Source organism: Rhizobium sp. BK418, from assembly GCF_004341105.1.
Lineage (GTDB): Bacteria > Pseudomonadota > Alphaproteobacteria > Rhizobiales > Rhizobiaceae > Rhizobium.
Genome location: NZ_SLZK01000001.1, coordinates 292,360 through 310,080, shown reverse-complemented (window position 1 = coordinate 310,080; position 17,721 = coordinate 292,360). Strand labels below are relative to the sequence as shown.

Here is a 17,721-nt window from a genome sequence, read left to right as displayed (position 1 = left end):
CAAAAGCTTAGGGCGTAATGTTCCGATGTTCAACCTTTGTTCCCGCCATGGCGCCTGCATCTGACAAGACACCCGGCTTCTGTCGCGACTGCCTTGCCGAGCAGAAGGGAGAGGTGCGCCGTTGCCATGCCTGCGGCAGTCCCCGTCTTGTGCGCCACAAGGAGCTCTATGACCTGACGCTCGCGCATATCGATTGTGATGCTTTCTATGCGGCCGTGGAGAAGCGCGACAACCCGGAGCTCGCCGACAAGCCGGTGATCATCGGCGGCGGAAAGCGCGGTGTCGTCTCCACCGCCTGCTACATCGCCCGCATTCACGGTGTTCGCTCGGCCATGCCGATGTTCAAGGCGCTGGAAGCCTGTCCGCAGGCGATCGTCATCCCTCCCGACATGGAGAAATATGTAAAGGTCGGCCGGGAGGTCCGCGCGCTGATGCAGGAACTGACGCCGCTCGTTCAGCCGCTCTCCATCGACGAAGCCTTCCTGGAGCTAGGCGGTACCGAACGCCTGCATCATGATCCGCCCTCACGCACGCTGGCGAAGTTCGCCCGCCGAGTCGAAAAGGAGATCGGCATCACCGTCTCGGTCGGGCTCTCCTATTGCAAGTTCCTCGCCAAAGTCGCCTCCGATCTGCAGAAGCCGCGTGGCTTTTCCGTCATCGGGCGGGAGGAAGCCGTAGAGTTCCTGGCACCTCGTCCGGTGACGACCATCTGGGGCGTCGGCAAGGCCCTCGCGGCGACGCTCGAAGCTGATGGTATTCGCATAATCGGTCAGTTGCAGGGGATGGAAGAGAACGACCTGATGCGCCGCTATGGCAGTATCGGCCAGCGCCTCTCCCGTCTGTCTCGTGGCATCGACGACCGCGAGGTGCATATCAACGATCCCGCCAAGAGCGTTTCAGCCGAAACCACCTTCTTCGACGATATTTCGCGTTACGACGATCTCGTGCCGATCCTGCGCAATCTCTCCGAGAAAGTCTCCTGGCGGCTGAAGAAAAGCGGCATTGCCGGGCAGACGGTCGTACTGAAGATGAAAACGGCCGATTTCAAATCGCGTACCCGCAACCGCCGCCTGGAAGATCCGACTCAGCTTGCCGACAAGATCTTCCGAACCGGGGTCGAGCTTCTGGAAAAGGAAACGGACGGTACGAAATTCCGTTTGATCGGTATCGGCGTAACGGATCTCGGCGATGCCGGCCGCGCCGATCCGCCCGACCTCATCGACCATCAATCCGGCCGGCGCGCCGCGGCGGAAGCCGCCATGGACAAACTGCGTGACAAGTTTGGCAAAGGCACGGTCGAAACCGGCTATACGTTCGGCGGCAAGGGCAACCGGTAGCCCTTTGCTTCAGGCCGGCACAGTCTCCGCTTCCAGCAACGCGGCATTGCAATTCTTTACCGCCTGATCATGCCATGCTCGAATATTCCACGATCTTGTGATCGCCGCGCGATCGCCCATTCAAGCCTTCGTTAAACTTCGCGTGCTTAACTCCAGGCGTTTTTGTGCATGTGGTGTATTGCGTCATGTCTGTGCGTGTAAGCGTCCTTATCGGGTTGCTGTCGGCAACCGCTCTCGTTCATCCGGCATATGCGGCCGATCCACGCACGCTGCAGATATTCGTCTCCAAGGATAAGCAGTCGCTCGCCGTCTATGATGGCGCGGAGATCGTCGCGACCTCCAAGATATCGAGCGGCAAGGACGGGCATACCACTCCGAGCGGCATCTTCTCCGTCATCGAGAAGCAGAAGTACCACGAATCCAATATCTATTCGAATGCGCCGATGCCCTTCATGCAGCGGCTGACATGGTCCGGCATCGCACTGCACGAATCCAATTCCGTGCCGCGTTATCCGGCCTCGCATGGCTGCGTGCGCATGCCCGGCGATTTCGCAAAATCGCTCTACAAGATGACCGAGATGGGCGTGCCCGTCATCATCACCGGCAGCGAGCTGACGCCCGAGCCAATCGATCATCCGACACTTTTCCGACCGGATCGGCCCGAGCCGGCGCCGCTGCTTTCCGACGTGGAGCTACGCCCAGCCATCGGCTATGCGAAGACGCAGGTGCAGGTTGCCATGAACGAGACGACGGTGGCCCTGCCGATACCGCTGATCCAGGCACCGGCACCCGCTGCGGAAACCTCGCCCATCAGCATGCTAATCACGCGCCGCACACAGCGTGAAAATGTCACGGACATCCAGACCCTCCTGAACCAGCTCGGCTTTGCCGCCGGCGAGCCTGACGGGCTGGCTGGCCCTGCGACCGTTCAGGCCATCAACGCCTTCAAGGCGCTCCGGCCGAAGGAATTCGCCCGTGATAAGGGCTTCATCACCGACGCTCTGATTAGAGAAGTTTACGCCGCGGCAGGTAAAGGCGAACCACCAAACGGCGTCATCATGGTGCGCCAGGATTTCAAGCCGCTTTTCGAGGCGCCCGTTACGATTACCGATCCCGGCCTCGCGCTTGGTACACATTTCTTCTCGCTGCATGCCGTCGACGAGGCGGCCGGCACGGCCGACTGGCTGGGCGTGACGCTAGAAAACAACCTGTCCCGTGAGGCGATGAAGCGGCTGGGCATTACCAATCAGGAAAGTTCCATTATCAGCGGCCGTCCCATCGCGACGGCGCTCAGTCGCATCTCGATATCAGAGGACGTTCGTCACCGGATCGACGCGCTGATCTCGCCCGGCTCGACGCTGACGATCTCGGATATGGGCCTTGGTCCCGAGACTACCGAAGGCACCGAATTCATCACGATCACCCGCGAAAGCTGACCTACCAGAGCTTCTCGCTGGCGCGTTCGTCGTAGTCTCGGCGAGCGGCGATGATCTTTGTCTGGTTCGCCTCCGTCCAGGCAACGAGCGCCTTGATCGTATCATGCAGCGTGCAGCCGAGCTCCGTCAGTGCGTAATCGACCCTCGGCGGCACCACTGGATAGACCGTCCGCACGATCAGCCCGTCGCGCTCGAGCTGGCGCAATGTCGTCGTCAGCATTCGTTGGCTGATGCCGTCGATGCTCTTGCGCAATTCGGTGAAACGCAGGGTGCGCTTTTCCAGCAGGGCAATGACCAGTAGCGACCATTTGTCGGCGATGCGATCGAGTATCTGGCGCACCTCGCACTCCTCCCGCGCATCCCACTGGTGGATGTCGTAGTCGCGGTCGGTGCTGCAGCAGTCACTCGGTGAGTTTGAAGTGCCTTCTTCCATGGGTTCGAACCATGCCTTATGTCAGACCTGGTTACAATAGGGAACCGAAGATCAATATGTAACCATTCTCGCTCTTCCCTACTTCATGGACAAGGAAATCATGATGTCTACAAGTCCTCCTCTGGCAGCGGATAGCGGAAGAATGAGCCTCGGTGCCGCCGGCATGCTCGCCGTTCTTTGCGGTGCGATCTTTCTCGAAGGCGTCGATGCGGCCATGCTCAACATCGCCCTGCCCTCGATCCGAGCCGAACTCGGCCTTTCGACCACAACTCTGAGCGCTGTGGTTTCGGCCTATGTTCTTGCCTATGCCGGCCTGATGCTACTTGGCGGGCGAGTCGCCGATATCTACGGCAAACGCAAGGTCTTCCTGACGGCGCTCACGGTGTTCCTGCTTTTCTCCGGGCTCGGCGGTTTTGCGACCGAAGGCTGGATGCTGCTGACGGCCCGCTTCGTGACCGGCGCGGCGGCCGCCTTCATGACGCCAGCCGGCCTCGCCCTCATTAACGGCAGCTTTCCCGAAGGACCGCAGCGCAATAGGGCGGTGCTCATCTATGCCGGCACCGCTTCCGCCGGCTTTTCGCTCGGTCTCGTCATCGGCGGGCTTTTGGCCGCCGTGGGCTGGCGCTGGGTGTTCTTCGCGCCCGTCATCTTCTCCGCCATCCTGCTTCTCATCGGCATGAAGCTGATCGTGGAGAAGAAGGAGAAGGACGCCCCACGTCAGAAATTCGACATCGCGGGCGCGGGAACGCTGACCGGCGCCATGCTGCTTGCCGCCTATACACTGACGCGACTGGAGCATGCGACCAACAATCTGAATTGGACGATTGCGGCGGCAGGGGCGAGCGTAGCGCTCTGGCTTGCTTTCATTCTTATCGAGCGCAATTCACGTGCGCCGCTGGTGCGCCTCGGGATATTCCGGTCGTCAGAACTGGTGCAATCGAACCTCGGAGCAATGCTTTTTACCGGCGCCTTCTTCGGCTTCCAGTTCATCGTCTCGCTGTACCTGCAGGAATTGCTCGGCTGGTCGTCCTTCCAAACCAGCCTCGCACTGATCGTCATTGGCATGGACGCCATTCTTGCCCCGCTGCTGACGCCCTTGCTCGTCGAACGCTTCGGGAATGGACGCGTAGTCCTCGGCGGCTTTGCTTTCGCTATCGCCGGCTACGCGCTCTTCCTGGGCATGGGCCTCGACTGGACCTATGCGGCCATGCTGCCGTCAATGGTGTTGCTCGGCCTCGCCTTCTCGCTCGGCTATGGACCGCTGACAATCATCGCGACCGAGGGTATTGCCGAAGACGAACAGGGGCTGGCAAGCGGCCTAGTGAACACCTCGTTCCAGTTCGGCGCAGCCTTGGGCCTGTCAGCCGTCAGCGCCGTTAGCACGCTTGCTCTCGGTGATGGCGACAGCCCGTCCGAACGGCTGGAAGCGCTACGGGCCGCCCTGATGGTGCCGGTCGGAGCGACGCTGATCGGCATGGCCATCATGGGCTTCGGCAGAGGCCGCTGTAAGGACGCCTCGTGCCGGCTGCAGGCCGGCTGAAAAGAAGGGCAACCGGGTTCGTCCCGGTTGCCCTGTTCGTCAGACGAGTTCGACGTCGACAACGCCGGGAGCCGCGCGCAGGGCGGCGGCGATCTCGGGTGTGATCCGGTACTTATCCTGCAAGACCACCTCGACTTCCCGCTTGCCTTCCTCCTTGATGACGATGAAGGAAACGAGGCCGTCACCCCTGGCGTTCAGATGCGCCGCGACGGCGCGCAGAGGACCGGAATCGCGGACGTAGACGCGTAGCGCCTTCTGCATCTGCAGCGATTTTTCTTCCAGCGACTGGATGGTCTGCAGACGCAGACTGACACCTTCCGGCCGCTCTTCGCCAATAGCGGTAATGACGAAGGATTTTCCAGGCTCCAGCACATCACGATACTGGTTCAGCATTTCCGAGAAGAGCACGGATTCGTACTGGCCTGAGGAATCGGAGAAGACGATGATGCCCATCTTGTTGCCAGTACGCGTCTTGCGCTCCTGCTTGGAAATCACCGTGCCTGCCAGTCGCCCGTTTGCCGCGCCCTGCTTCACGGCGGCGGAGAAATCGGCGAAGGTCTGCACACGCATCTTCTGGAGGATGTTGTTGTAGCTGTCGAGGGGATGGGCGGTCAGGTAAAAGCCCAGCACCTGGAACTCCTTGAGCAGGCGCTCGGAGGCAAGCCAGGGCGAGAACGGCGGCAGGGCGATCTTTTCCGGACCAGAGGACAACGCCCCGCCGAAAATATCCGACTGACCGCTCAGCTTGTTTTCCTGGGCACGCTGTGCATAGCCGAGCACGCGATCGAGGCCAGCGGAAAGCTGGGCGCGATCGAGATTGAAGCAATCGAAGGCGCCGGCATAGATCAGGCTTTCCAATACGCGGCGGTTGACCTGACGCGGATCGATGCGCAGGCAAAAATCCTCGATACTGGCGAAGGGCTTGTCGCCGCGCACTTCAACGATGTGATCGACGGCGGATTCGCCGACACCCTTGATGGCCGCAAGCGCGTAATAGATGCGGTTGTCGCCAGTCTCGAAATGGCGGAAAGAGGTCTGAACGGAGGGCGCAATGACTTCGATGCCGAGACGCTTGGCATCCTGCCGGAAGTCGTTGACCTTTTCTGTGTTCGACATATCGAGCGTCATCGAGGCGGCCAAGAATTCGACCGGATAATGCGCCTTCATGTAGGCCGTCTGGTAAGAGACGATCGCATAGGCCGCCGCATGCGACTTGTTGAAGCCGTAGTTTGCGAACTTTGCGAGCAGTTCGAAGATGTTATCGGCCTGCGGCTTCGAGACGCCGTTCTTGACCGCGCCATCGACGAAGCGCTCGCGCTGCTGGTCCATTTCCGCCTTGATCTTCTTACCCATGGCGCGACGCAGAAGATCGGCTTCGCCGAGCGAATAGCCCGACAGGACCTGGGCGATCTGCATCACCTGTTCCTGGTAAACGATAACGCCCTGCGTTTCCTTGAGCAGGTGGTCGATCATCGGATGGATCGATTCCAGCTCTTCGTCGCCATGCTTGCGCGCGTTGTAAGTCGGGATGTTCTCCATCGGGCCTGGACGATAAAGAGCCACGAGCGCGATAATGTCCTCGATGCAGTCCGGTTTCATGCCGATCAGCGCCTTGCGCATGCCGGCACTTTCAACTTGGAACACACCGACGGTCTCGCCGCGCGAGAGCATCTCATAGGTCTTCTTATCGTCGAGCGGGATCTTGGCGAGATCCACTTCGATGCCGCGCTTCTTGCAGAAGTCAACGGCGACCTTCAACACGGTCAGCGTCTTCAGGCCGAGGAAGTCGAACTTCACCAGGCCGGCCTGCTCCACCCATTTCATGTTGAACTGGGTGACCGGCATGTCGGAACGCGGATCGCGATACATCGGCACCAGCTTTGACAGCGGGCGGTCGCCGATCACGATGCCGGCGGCGTGGGTCGAGGCGTGACGATAGAGGCCTTCGATCTTCTGGGCAATATCAAGCAGACGCGCGACAACCGGTTCCTTGGCTGCTTCTTCCTGCAGCTTCGGCTCCTCCTCGATCGCCTTGGAGAGCGGCGTCGGGTTTGCCGGGTTGTTCGGCACCAGCTTGCAGATCTTGTCGACCTGACCATAGGGCATTTCCAACACGCGGCCGACGTCACGCAGTGCGGCGCGCGCCTGCAGCGAACCGAAGGTGATGATCTGCGCCACCTGCTCGCGCCCATATTTGCGCTGCACGTAACGGATCACCTCTTCGCGGCGATCCTGGCAGAAGTCGATATCGAAGTCCGGCATCGAGACGCGTTCCGGATTGAGGAAGCGTTCGAAGAGCAGCGAGAAGCGCAACGGATCGACGTCGGTGATGGTCAGTGCATAGGCGACCAGCGAGCCTGCGCCCGAACCGCGGCCAGGGCCGACGGGGATATCGTGCTGCTTGGCCCATTTGATGAAATCCGAAACGATCAGGAAGTAACCTGGGAACTTCATGCGCTCGATGACGCTGAGCTCGAATTCCAGCCGCTCGCGATAATCCTTCTCCTCGTAGCCGGCCGACATGCCGAGCGTGGCCAAACGCATGTCGAGCCCCTCCTGCGCCTGGCGGCGAAGTTCGAGCGCCTCGGCGCGTTCGGCCTCCTCAGGATCGGCGGTGGCGCCGGTGAAGCGCGGCAGGATCGGCTTGCGCGTCTTCAGTACGAAGGAGCAGCGCCGGGCGATCTCAACCGTATTCTCCAGTGCCTCAGGCAGATCGGCGAAGAGCTTTTCCATTTCGGCGCGGCTCTTCAGATAATGATCCGGCGAGAGGCGGAAACGGCTGTCGTCAGAGACGATGGCGTTGTGCGCTACAGCCATCAGTGCATCATGCGCGTCGTAATCATCACGCGTCAGGAAGAAGGCTTCGTTGGTGGCGACCAGCGGCAGGTCGTGCTTATAGGCAAGACCGATAATCTTCTGTTCGTGCCGCTTGTCATAGGTGCCGTGGCGCTGCAGCTCGACATAGAGTCGGTCGCCGAAGATGCGTTTCAGCGTCAGCAGCCGTGTCTCTGCCTGTGCGGCATGGCCGTCCTTGAGCGGCATATCGATGGGGCCGGTCGCAGCCCCCGTCAGGGCGATCAGACCGTCCGTACCGACCTCATCCAGCCAGGAGGAACGGATATGGATGGTCGAGTTGCCTTCGCCGCCGAGATAGGCGCGGCTGACAAGATCGACCAGCCGCTCGTAACCTGCGTCGGTGGCGGACAGAAGCACGATGGAAGGCAGCTTGACCAGCGCCTGCTGACCTCCCCGTTTTTCGGTTTCGAGGCCGTCTTCCATATCGATCGATACTTGGCAGCCGATGATCGGCTGCAGGCCCTCGTCCATCGCTTTCTGGGAAAACTCCAGGGCGACGAAGAGATTGTTGGTATCGGTAATAGCAATCGCCGGCTGCCCGTCGCCGGCTGCCTTGTAGAGGATCTTTTTGAGAGGCAGCGCGCCTTCGAGCAGCGAATAGGCGGAATGGACCCTCAGATGAACGAAGCCCGGCTTTCCGCCGATCGCACCTTGTTCCGCATCCGCCATGATATGCCTTTCAGATCACCTCAATGAAGAGCGCGTATTGTCGGCATTGAAGGCGATTCTGTCCAGAAAAAGTCCCGCTTCGGGACCGCATGGCTGCCATGCGATCCCCTGAATTCTTACATTGCCATGACGATCAGCGAGAAGCTCGCAATGAACATTGCGATGGAGGTGAATGCTGCGATATCACGGATCATGTCAGTCATTTGGCTCTCCTTTGCTCTTATGTTTTTAATTTGTTCCATGTATGTTCTGTTGTCAACAGGATTCCACCCCGCTTCTGCGGGGCATGGTTAACGTCGGAGTTGAGGAACGATGGACGTGCTGGAACTCAATAGCTTCATTGTCGAAGCCAAATCGCAGACATATGTCGCCGGTGCGAAGGCGCAGCCTTCCTATCGGATCGGCGCCCACGATCTTAGCTACAAGCGTGGTATCTGGCGCTATCTCGACAGCTATTTCGGCGGCACGGACTTTGCCGGCCAGGAAGTGGTGTGGCTAGAGGAAAAGCCGGTCTGGGCGATGAATTATTTCGGGAGGATCATTGAACCCGAGATCATCGATGCCGCTATCGCCGGCACCATCATTCGCGCCGCGCTGTCACAGCTCTACAGTCAGGGCCGTTTTCTCGGCGGCATGGTATTCGATCATGCGCTCGGACGTTACGTCGATACGAGCGATGGCGACTGCGCGCATTTCCGTGGACACGAATTCATCCTCGTGAATGATCGCAAGGCTTACGAGCTCGATTATCGCGGCGGGTTCATCGTCGCCTGACGATCAGAAATCCACGACCTTGCCGTCGGAAATCGTGACACGCCGGTCCATGCGCCCGGCGAGCTCATGGTTGTGCGTGGCGATCAGCGCAGCAAGACCGGACTGCCGTACCAGCGCTTCCAGCGCGTCGAAGACGTAGCTTGCGGTTTCCGGGTCGAGATTGCCGGTCGGCTCGTCGGCGAGAAGCAGGCTCGGCGCATTGGCGACGGCACGTGCGATCGCCACACGTTGCTGCTCACCGCCGGAGAGTTCGGCCGGGCGATGCGTGCCGCGATGGCCGATGCGCATATAATCCAGAAGCATCTTTGCCCGTTCGCCCGCCTCTTTCCAGGAGAGGCCGGCGATGAGCTGCGGCATCATGATGTTCTCCTGGGCCGAGAATTCCGGCAGCAGGTGATGGAACTGGTAGACGAAGCCAATCTCGCTGCGGCGGATCGCCGTGCGCTTTTCATCAGAGAGACCATCACAGGGGCGGCCGTTGATCGTCACCTCGCCGCCATCGGGATGTTCCAGCAGGCCGGCGACATGCAGCAGCGTCGACTTGCCTGTGCCGGAGGGGGCAACCAGCGCGACCATCTCACCGCTCGTCAGCGAAAAATCCGCACCCTTGAGGATGGTCAGCAGCGTTTCGCCCTGCCCGTAATGGCGCTCGACGCCCGAAAGCTTGAGAACGACGTTGCGTTTCATGAATGCGGCATTCCTTGGATTTGGCCTTGGATCGTGCATGACCTTGGATCCCGGCCTATTCGTAACGAAGGGCCTGGACGGGGTCGAGGCGGGAGGCGCGCCAGGCAGGGAAGATCGTCGCGATGAAGGAGAGCGTCAGCGCCATGACGACGACGGAAACCGTTTCGCTGATATCCATTTCGGCCGGCAGCTGGCTCAGGAAATAGAGCTGCGGGTCGAAGAGCACCGTGCCCGATACCCAGGAGAAGAACTGCCGGATCGACTCGATGTTGACGCAGACGAGAACGCCGAGCAGGACGCCGGCAATCGTGCCGACAATGCCGATTGCGGCCCCCGTCATAAAGAAGATGCGCATGATGGCGCCGGCGCTTGCACCCATGGTGCGCAGGATGGCGATATCGCTGCCCTTGTCCTTCACCAGCATGATGAGGCCGGAGATGATGTTGAGCGCTGCGACGAGCACGATCAGCGTCAGGATCATGAACATGACGTTGCGCTCCACTTCCAGGGCGGAGAAGAAGGTCTGGTTTCGCTGGCGCCAGTCGGTAATGAGGATCTGTCTGCCGGCCGCCTCTTCGACCTTGGGCTTGAGATTGTCGATGTCATCAGGGTTATTGACGAAGAGTTCGATCGACTGCACTAGTCCGTCGGCATTGAAATAGAGCTGTGATTCCTCGAGCGGCATGTAGATGATCGAGGAATCGTATTCTGACATACCGATCTTGAAGAGGCCGGAAATCTTGTAGGATTTGATGCGCGGATTGACACCCATCGGCGTCACATCACCTTCCGGTGACGTCAGTGTAATCAGGTCACCGACGCGCAATCCGAGCTGGTCGGCCATGCCCGTGCCAACGAGAACTCCGTCGCCCGCGGCAAAGCCTACCATATCGCCGGACTTGATGTTGTCGGAGACCGTCTTGAGCTTGCTCAGATCTTCGGCACGCGTGCCGCGCACCAGAGCACCGGTGCTGCCACCCGTCTGCGAAGAAGCAAGGACTTGGCCTTCCACCAGGGGCAGCGCCATCTTGATGCCGGGTACGGCTTCGAATTTCTTCACGAGATCGGCGTAATCAGTGAAGGGACCATCGACCGGCTGGATGATCATGTGGCCGTTGATGCCGAGGATGCGAGAGACGAGCTCCGTGCGAAACCCGTTCATCACGGCCATGACGATGATCAGCGTCGCGACACCCAGCATGATACCGACGAAGGAAAAGCCGGCAATGACCGAGATGAAGGCCTCCTTGCGGCGGGCGCGCAGATAGCGCCACGCCACGAGGCGTTCGAAGGTGGAGAATGGCTTGCCAGCCGGACCCAAGCCGGATTTTGAACTCCGGTCCACTGCTGCCTCTGCCATTTCGCCTCCGTCTTTCTTAAGCCACGAACCTATTGATCGCCGCCTCGATGGTCATCGTTTCACGGGCGCCGGTCTTGCGGTCCTTCACTTCCACTTCGCCGTTCGCGACTGCGCGCGGACCGGCAATGATCTGATACGGCACGCCGATCAGGTCGGCGGTCGCAAACTTGGTACCGGCGCGATCGTCCGTGTCGTCATAGAGCACATCCTTACCCGCCTTGGTCAGCGCTGCGTAGATCAGCTCGCAGGTATCGTCGCAGGCCTCGTCGCCAGCCTTCATGTTGATCACAACGACATCGAAGGGCGCAACGGACTCCGGCCAGATGATTCCGTTCTCATCATGCGATGCTTCGATGATGGCGGGAACAAGGCGCGTCGGCCCGATCCCGTAGGAACCCATGTGAACAAAATGTTCCTTACCGTCAGGACCCTGCACCTTAGCGCCCATCGGCTCGGAATATTTCGTACCGAAGTAGAAAATATGGCCGACTTCGATGCCGCGCGCAGAAAGACGCTCGCTTTCCGGAATGGCGTTGAAGGCTGCCTCGTCGTGCATCTCAGAAGTCGCTGCATAGAGCGACGTCCACTTGTCGAAGATCGACTTCAGGCCTTCAACGCTGTCGAAATCCGTGTTCTCCGAGGGAATGTCGAAATCGACGAAATCCTTATGGCAGAAAACTTCGGACTCGCCGGTCTCGGCAAGGATGATGAACTCGTGGCTGAGATTGCCGCCGATCGGGCCGGTATCGGCGCGCATCGGGATAGCACGCAGGCCGAGACGATCGAAGGTGCGCAGGTAGGCGGTGAACATCTTGTTGTAGGAATGCTCAGCGCCTTCGCGCGTCAGGTCGAAGGAATAGGCGTCCTTCATCATGAATTCGCGCGAACGCATGGTGCCGAAGCGCGGACGGATCTCGTCACGGAACTTCAGCTGAATATGATAGAGATTGAGCGGCAGATCCTTATAGGACTTGACGGAGGAACGGAAAATATCCGTCACCATTTCCTCGTTGGTCGGACCATAGAGCATCGGGCGGTCCTGACGATCCTTGATGCGAAGCATCTCTTTGCCGTAGGCGTCGTAACGGCCGCTCTCCTGCCAGAGCTCGGCAGACTGCAGCGTCGGCATCAGAAGCTCGATGGCGCCTGCGCGGTTCTGCTCTTCGCGGATGATATTGTTGACCTTGTCCAGCACCTTTTTGCCCAGCGGCAGCCAGGAATAGATGCCCTGCGACTGCTGACGTATCATGCCGGCGCGCAGCATCAGCCGGTGGGAGACGATTTCCGCCTCCTTGGGATTTTCCTTGAGGATGGGCACGAAGAAGCGGGACAGACGCATGGCGGATTCCGGTACAGTTGAGACGCCGCTTATACCCAAGCGGAATCGACGGTCTTTGTTAAAGATGAGAGCGTTCATAGCCGCTTCGCGGCAGGAAGGAAACCCGCGACCGGCGCGAGTGGCCTCCCGCAGACGCATGTTAGCGCCCATAAATTCAGAAAGCGCGAAAAAGCGCGTATTTATAAGGACTTGTAGGCAAATCTTGTCAACAGAAAAATTTTGCGCGAGTGTAGCAAAAATGCAAAAAAAGCTGATGACAAAGCACAATCTTTGAGCTAGTTTTAGCTCACAAAACAGGCAAGAAGGCTAAATTCTTGCCGAATTCGCGGTCAAGTCTTGGGAGGATCAGATCTTAGGCGCGCTCGTCGCTGCCCCGGCAACGGTTAAGGATCACGCGATACTTAAAACAAGGCTTTTAGCCTTGTTTTTTTTTGCTTTTTCGGCTCTCACTGCCCCTGAAAAACAAGCCGCCCTTCCCCTAGGTAAGCCCGCATTCCGTTAGGCAAGCTCTTTGCCTCACTTGCATGACGTGCGTATGACAAGTTTTTTCGGGGTTGCATTTACATCTGCTCAAAGTTCGAGCAAAAGCCATTCCTAATAGAAGCTAGGCCCTATTTGTGGAAGTGCATCGAAGCCGAGACCGAAATAGGTAGAGCCGACATACCAGATCCCGTAGATGGCGCCTGAGATCAGTGTCGTCAGCGAGAAGACGAAGACCGGACGGAAGCGGGTCGGCGCGCTAGGCACGGTGCCAAGCACGATATCATTGTCATCCGCCTGAGTGCGCAGGCCGATCGGCAGGACCGCAAAAAGCGTGATCCACCAGATGATGAAATAGACTGCGAATCCCTGGAGGAAGGCCTGAAACATGTTGGTTCCCGTCGTATAGCGCCTTGGCGCTTCGTTTGCGTGCTTATAAGCGGGAATGACGGCCAATTCAAAGGCCGTGGACAATTTAGGTCACTCTGCCGCAGCGATCAGACCTGCTCCAGCTCGATGAGCGTACCGAAGAAGTCCTTGGGATGAAGGAAAAGCACCGGCTTGCCATGGGCACCGATTTTCGGCTCGTCGTTACCAAGGATCCTTGCTCCATCTGCCGCCAGTCTATCGCGGGCGGCTAGGATATCGTCCACCTCGTAGCAGATGTGGTGCATGCCGCCGGAAGGATTTTTCTCGAGGAAGGCGGCAATCGGCGAGGCGTCGCCGAGCGGTTCCAGCAATTCCACTTTGGTGTTCGGCAGTTCGACGAAGACGACCGTCACGCCATGTTCCGGCAGTGCCTGCGGCGCGGAAACCTTGGCACCCAACGTACCACGATAGCTTGCAGCGGCAGCGGCAAGATCCGGCACTGCGATAGCGATGTGGTTCACCCGGCCAAGCATCGGTCAGACCCTGGTGACGAAAACGGTGACGACGGGCTTCTTGCCCCAGGCATGATTTGCAGCGGCACGCACGGCGCGGCGAACGGCCTCCTGCACCATGTCGATATCCTTGCGGCGGGCACGTGGAATGCTTTCGATCGCGCCGATTGCGGCATCGAACAGAGCATCTTCCATATCCTCGCCCTCATCGTCATAGGCAGGCAGTCCGATGGCCACGAGATCAGGCTCGCCTATGATGTCGTAGCGGCTGTCGAGCACGATGCTGGCGGCGACGTGGCCGACATAGGCAAGCTTCTTGCGCTCACCGATCCCCATCTCATCAAAGTCGCCGATCAGCGACCCATCCTTGTAGATGCGGCCGTGCGGGGCCTCGTCGATCACCTCGGCAGGACCGGGCGCCAAGCGCAGCACATCGCCATTGCGCACACGCGGCACCATCGGGATGCCGGACTGTTCGGCAAGTTCCTTGTGTGCCGTCAGGTGCGTCTCCTCGCCGTGCACAGGCACAACGATCTTCGGGCGCGTCCACTCATACATCTTCTGCAATTCATTGCGGCGCGGATGGCCGGAGACATGCACCAGCGCCTCGGAATCGGTGATCACATGGACGCCTTGCTCCACCAGTCCGTTCTTGATGTCCTGGATCGCCTTCTCATTGCCGGGAATGGCGCGCGAGGAGAAGACGACAATATCGCCGGCGGCAAAGGCCACGTTGCGCATCTCATCGCGGGAAAGCTTGGCAAGGGCGGCGCGCGGCTCGCCCTGGCTGCCGGTCAGAATGACAACGACCTTGTCGCGCGGAATAAAGCCGTAATCCTCTTCGGAAATGAACGGCTTTATGCCCTCCATCAAGCCGATGTCCTGAGCAACATCGCACACGCGCTTCAGCGAGCTGCCGAGCAGCAGGACGTCGCGGCCAGCCGCTTCGGCGGCTTCGGCGATGGTACGGATACGGCCGACATTCGAGGAGAAGGTGGTGATCGCCACGCGACCTTCGGCATCTTCGATGATCTTGCGCAGGCTCTCCGAGACATCCTTCTCCGAGGGCGACACACCGTCGCGCAGCGCATTGGTGGAATCGCAGAGAAGCGCCAGCACCCCTTCATCACCGAGCTGACGGAAACGTATCTCGTCTGTCAGCGGCCCGAGCGACGGTTCGTGATCGATCTTCCAGTCGCCGGTGTGGATGACATTGCCGAGCGGTGTGCGGATCATCAGCGACATCGGCTCGGGGATCGAATGATTGACGGCCACACCCTCAATGCTGAAAGGGCCGGCATTGATCGTATCGCCCGCCTTGAAGATGGTCACCGGCACCTCGCCGATCGCATCCTTCTCGAAATTGCGCTTGGCTTCCAGGAGCCCAGCCGTAAAGGGCGAGGCATAGACCGGCACATTGAGGCCCGGCCAGAGATCGGCGAGAGCGCCGTAGTGATCCTCATGGGCGTGGGTGATGATGATCGCCTTGAGGTTCTTGCGCTCATTGGCGAGGAAGCGGATGTCCGGCAAGACGAGATCCACGCCCGGCAGATCCGGCCCCGGAAAAGTGACGCCGCAGTCCACCATGATCCACTGGCGATGATCGGAAGGACCGAAACCGTACAGTGCGAGGTTCATGCCGATCTCGCCGACGCCGCCCAGAGGCAGGAATACCAGTTCGTCCTGTTTCGCCATAATGTTTGTTTTTTCCACTATCCAAAGAATACATCGCCGGCCGCAATCGGCATCATCCTGCCTGTGCCCGTATCGAGCATCAACAGGCCATTATCATCAATTCCGGCGAAAAACCCGGAAATCGACCTGTCGGGCAAGTTCACAGTTATCTTTTCGCCAATACCACAGGCAACCGCACGCCATCGCGCAGTGATCTCGGCAATGCCCCGACCTTCGTCCCAGACATTCAGCGCCTCGGTCATGGAGGCAAAGAGATGGGCGAAGAGCTCCTCAGGCGAAGCTGCACTTCCCTGATCGCGCAGGCAAGTGACGGGATAGAGTGGGTTCTCGGGCATGACGGACACGTTGATGCCGATACCGATCACGACGGCATGGCGTCCATTCGCCAGCCGCTCCCCCTCGACGAGGATACCGCAGGTCTTCTTGCGTCCGATCAGGATATCGTTCGGCCACTTCACCTCCAGCGGCTCGGCGCCCGGCGGCAAGACGCTGCGGACGGCCTGATGAACCGCGACGGCGATTGCGAGCGGCAGGGAGGCAAGGCGCTCCATCGGTGCCGGGTCGATGAGGAGAAGAGAAGCGTAGAGATTGCCGCGCTCGGAAACCCAGGGACGGCCACGGCGGCCGCGGCCGCCGGTCTGCCTTTCGGCGGTCACCCAGAGGAGACCGGGGTCCCCTACCCGCGCGCGGGCAAGGCATTCCGTATTGGTGGAGGACGTTTCCGACAAGGCCTCGTGCCTGACATCGCCGAGCGATATCCGGCGCCGCTTGTCGGAAGCCATCAGAAGAGCGTTGCCGCAGCGAGTTCGGCCGCGCCGCCGATCGGACCGCCGATGAGAACATAGGCGGCAACGAAGAGACCGGAGAGACCGAAGACGAGACGCATCGAGCCGGAGACACGAGCGAATTCGTCAGTCGCCTCATCAAACCACATCAGCTTGATGACGCGCAGATAATAGTAAGCACCGACGACCGACGCCAGGACGCCGATGACGGCAAGCGCGTAAAGCTTGGCCTCGATGGCGGCGACGAAGACGAAGTACTTCGCGAAGAAGCCTGCGAGCGGCGGAATGCCGGCGAGCGAGAACATTAGTGCGGTCAGAACCACAGCCATGAAGGGGTTCGTCGTCGACAGGCCAGCAAGATCGTTGACGTTTTCAACGACCGTGCCGTCCTTGCGGCGCATCGACATGATGATTGCGAAGGAGCCGAGCGTCATGACCATGTAGATCGCCATGTAGAGCATGACGCCGGTGACGCCCGTCTGGTTGCCGGCTGCGAGGCCGACCAGTGCATAGCCCATGTGACCGATCGAAGAATAGGCCATCAGTCGCTTGATGTTCTTCTGGCCGATCGCAGCAAAGGAACCGAGCAGCATGGAGGCAATCGAGATAAAGACAATGATCTGCTGCCACTCGGTCAGTATCGGCTGGAACGCGGTGATGACGATGCGGGTCATCATCGCCATGGCGGCAACCTTCGGTGCGCTCGCGAGGAACGCAGTGACCGGGGTCGGCGCGCCTTCATAAACGTCGGGCGTCCACATGTGGAACGGAACGGCCGAGATCTTGAAGGCGATACCGGCCAGGATGAAGACGAGGCCGAAGATCAGGCCGAGTGAACTTCCGCCTTCGACAGTCAGAGCCTGGGCAACGTCTGCGAAATGCGTGTGGCCGGTGAAGCCGTAGACCAAGGACATGCCATAGAGAAGCATGCCCGACGAGAGGGCGCCGAGGACGAAGTATTTCAGACCCGCTTCGGTCGACTTCACGCTCTCACGGTTGATCGCCGCGATGACGTAGATCGCCAGAGACTGCAGCTCGAGGCCGAGGTAAAGTGCAATCAGGTCATTTGCCGAGATCATCAGCATGATGCCGAGCGTGCAGAGCACGAGGAGAACCGGGAACTCGAACTTGTCGAGCTGGTTTTCCCTCGCCAGGCCCATCGACATGAACAGGGCGATGAACGAGCCGATCAGCGCCAGAACCTTCATGAAGCGTGCGAAACCGTCGGCGAGGTAGACACCGCCATAGGCGAGGCCGTCGCCCGGAACGAAGACCAGCCACAGTCCGGAGATCGCAATCACGATCATCGCCAGCACGCTGACGAGCGGACCGGACCGCTCGCCCGAGAAGACGCCGATCATGAGCAGGACGAGCGCACCGATCGCGAGGATGATTTCCGGCGCGGACAGGTACAGGCTCAGGGATATTGTTTCAGCGGTCATGTCCTAA

14 protein-coding genes are annotated in these 17,721 nt (G+C 59.7%); 4 read left to right on the top strand and 10 right to left on the bottom strand.

Annotated elements, in window-relative coordinates; all coding sequences use genetic code 11:
• The first annotated feature begins 47 nt into the window (after positions 1-47).
• The gene (locus EV281_RS01510; protein ID WP_132651204.1) at positions 48-1,337 is read left to right on the top strand and encodes a DNA polymerase IV; all 1,290 of its coding nucleotides are present in this window, start codon (positions 48-50) and stop codon (positions 1,335-1,337) included.
• 185 nt (positions 1,338-1,522) lie between these two features.
• Positions 1,523-2,773 (top strand): L,D-transpeptidase family protein, encoded by a 1,251-nt coding sequence (locus tag EV281_RS01505; RefSeq protein WP_132651203.1) that lies wholly within the window; start codon positions 1,523-1,525, stop codon positions 2,771-2,773.
• A gap of 1 nt (position 2,774) precedes the next feature.
• Here the strand turns inward: EV281_RS01505 and EV281_RS01500 are convergent, their stop codons facing one another.
• Complete coding sequence (locus EV281_RS01500) at positions 2,775-3,206, bottom strand: helix-turn-helix domain-containing protein (RefSeq protein WP_132651202.1); 432 nt, start codon at positions 3,204-3,206, stop codon at positions 2,775-2,777.
• Positions 3,207-3,348: 142 nt separating this feature from the next.
• On the opposite strand from EV281_RS01500, the gene EV281_RS01495 reads away from it, so the two are divergent.
• A complete protein-coding gene (locus tag EV281_RS01495) occupies positions 3,349-4,746 on the top strand; it encodes an MFS transporter (RefSeq protein ID WP_245508201.1) in 1,398 nt (465 codons plus the stop codon).
• 39 nt (positions 4,747-4,785) lie between these two features.
• Here the strand turns inward: EV281_RS01495 and dnaE are convergent, their stop codons facing one another.
• Positions 4,786-8,271: a DNA polymerase III subunit alpha gene (gene dnaE / locus EV281_RS01490; protein ID WP_132651201.1), complete on the bottom strand. Its 3,486-nt coding sequence runs from the start codon at positions 8,269-8,271 to the stop codon at positions 4,786-4,788.
• 312 nt (positions 8,272-8,583) lie between these two features.
• Here dnaE and EV281_RS01485 point away from each other — a divergent pair, with 312 nt between their 5' ends.
• Positions 8,584-9,045, top strand: coding sequence for a DUF5680 domain-containing protein (locus EV281_RS01485; RefSeq protein WP_132651200.1), 462 nt, complete (start codon positions 8,584-8,586; stop codon positions 9,043-9,045).
• A 3-nt stretch (positions 9,046-9,048) separates the two neighbouring features.
• On the opposite strand, the gene EV281_RS01480 is transcribed toward EV281_RS01485, so the two are convergent.
• The 8 genes from EV281_RS01480 to nuoN all read right to left on the bottom strand — a co-directional run bounded on the left by EV281_RS01480 (position 9,049) and on the right by nuoN (position 17,714).
• Entirely contained in the window at positions 9,049-9,732 is a 684-nt protein-coding gene (locus EV281_RS01480) for an ABC transporter ATP-binding protein (protein ID WP_132651199.1), read from the bottom strand.
• A gap of 55 nt (positions 9,733-9,787) precedes the next feature.
• Positions 9,788-11,092 (bottom strand): lipoprotein-releasing ABC transporter permease subunit, encoded by a 1,305-nt coding sequence (locus tag EV281_RS01475; RefSeq protein ID WP_132651198.1) that lies wholly within the window; start codon positions 11,090-11,092, stop codon positions 9,788-9,790.
• 16 nt (positions 11,093-11,108) lie between these two features.
• Entirely contained in the window at positions 11,109-12,431 is a 1,323-nt protein-coding gene (gene proS / locus EV281_RS01470) for a proline--tRNA ligase (protein ID WP_132651197.1), read from the bottom strand.
• Between the two features lie 594 nt (positions 12,432-13,025).
• Positions 13,026-13,301 carry a DUF1467 family protein gene (locus EV281_RS01460; protein ID WP_132651196.1) on the bottom strand — a complete coding sequence of 92 codons (276 nt, stop codon included), beginning with the start codon at positions 13,299-13,301 and terminating at the stop codon, positions 13,026-13,028.
• A gap of 107 nt (positions 13,302-13,408) precedes the next feature.
• Positions 13,409-13,813 (bottom strand): methylmalonyl-CoA epimerase, encoded by a 405-nt coding sequence (gene mce / locus EV281_RS01455; protein ID WP_132651195.1) that lies wholly within the window; start codon positions 13,811-13,813, stop codon positions 13,409-13,411.
• A gap of 3 nt (positions 13,814-13,816) precedes the next feature.
• The gene (locus tag EV281_RS01450) at positions 13,817-15,487 is read right to left on the bottom strand and encodes a ribonuclease J (protein WP_132651194.1); all 1,671 of its coding nucleotides are present in this window, start codon (positions 15,485-15,487) and stop codon (positions 13,817-13,819) included.
• Between the two features lie 17 nt (positions 15,488-15,504).
• Positions 15,505-16,269, bottom strand: a complete 765-nt coding sequence (locus EV281_RS01445; protein ID WP_132651193.1) for a biotin--[acetyl-CoA-carboxylase] ligase — start codon at positions 16,267-16,269, stop codon at positions 15,505-15,507.
• Positions 16,269-17,714, bottom strand: coding sequence for an NADH-quinone oxidoreductase subunit NuoN (nuoN, locus tag EV281_RS01440; RefSeq protein WP_132651192.1), 1,446 nt, complete (start codon positions 17,712-17,714; stop codon positions 16,269-16,271). Before nuoN ends, EV281_RS01445 begins: the two co-directional genes overlap by 1 nt.
• Between the last annotated feature and the right edge of the window lie 7 nt (positions 17,715-17,721).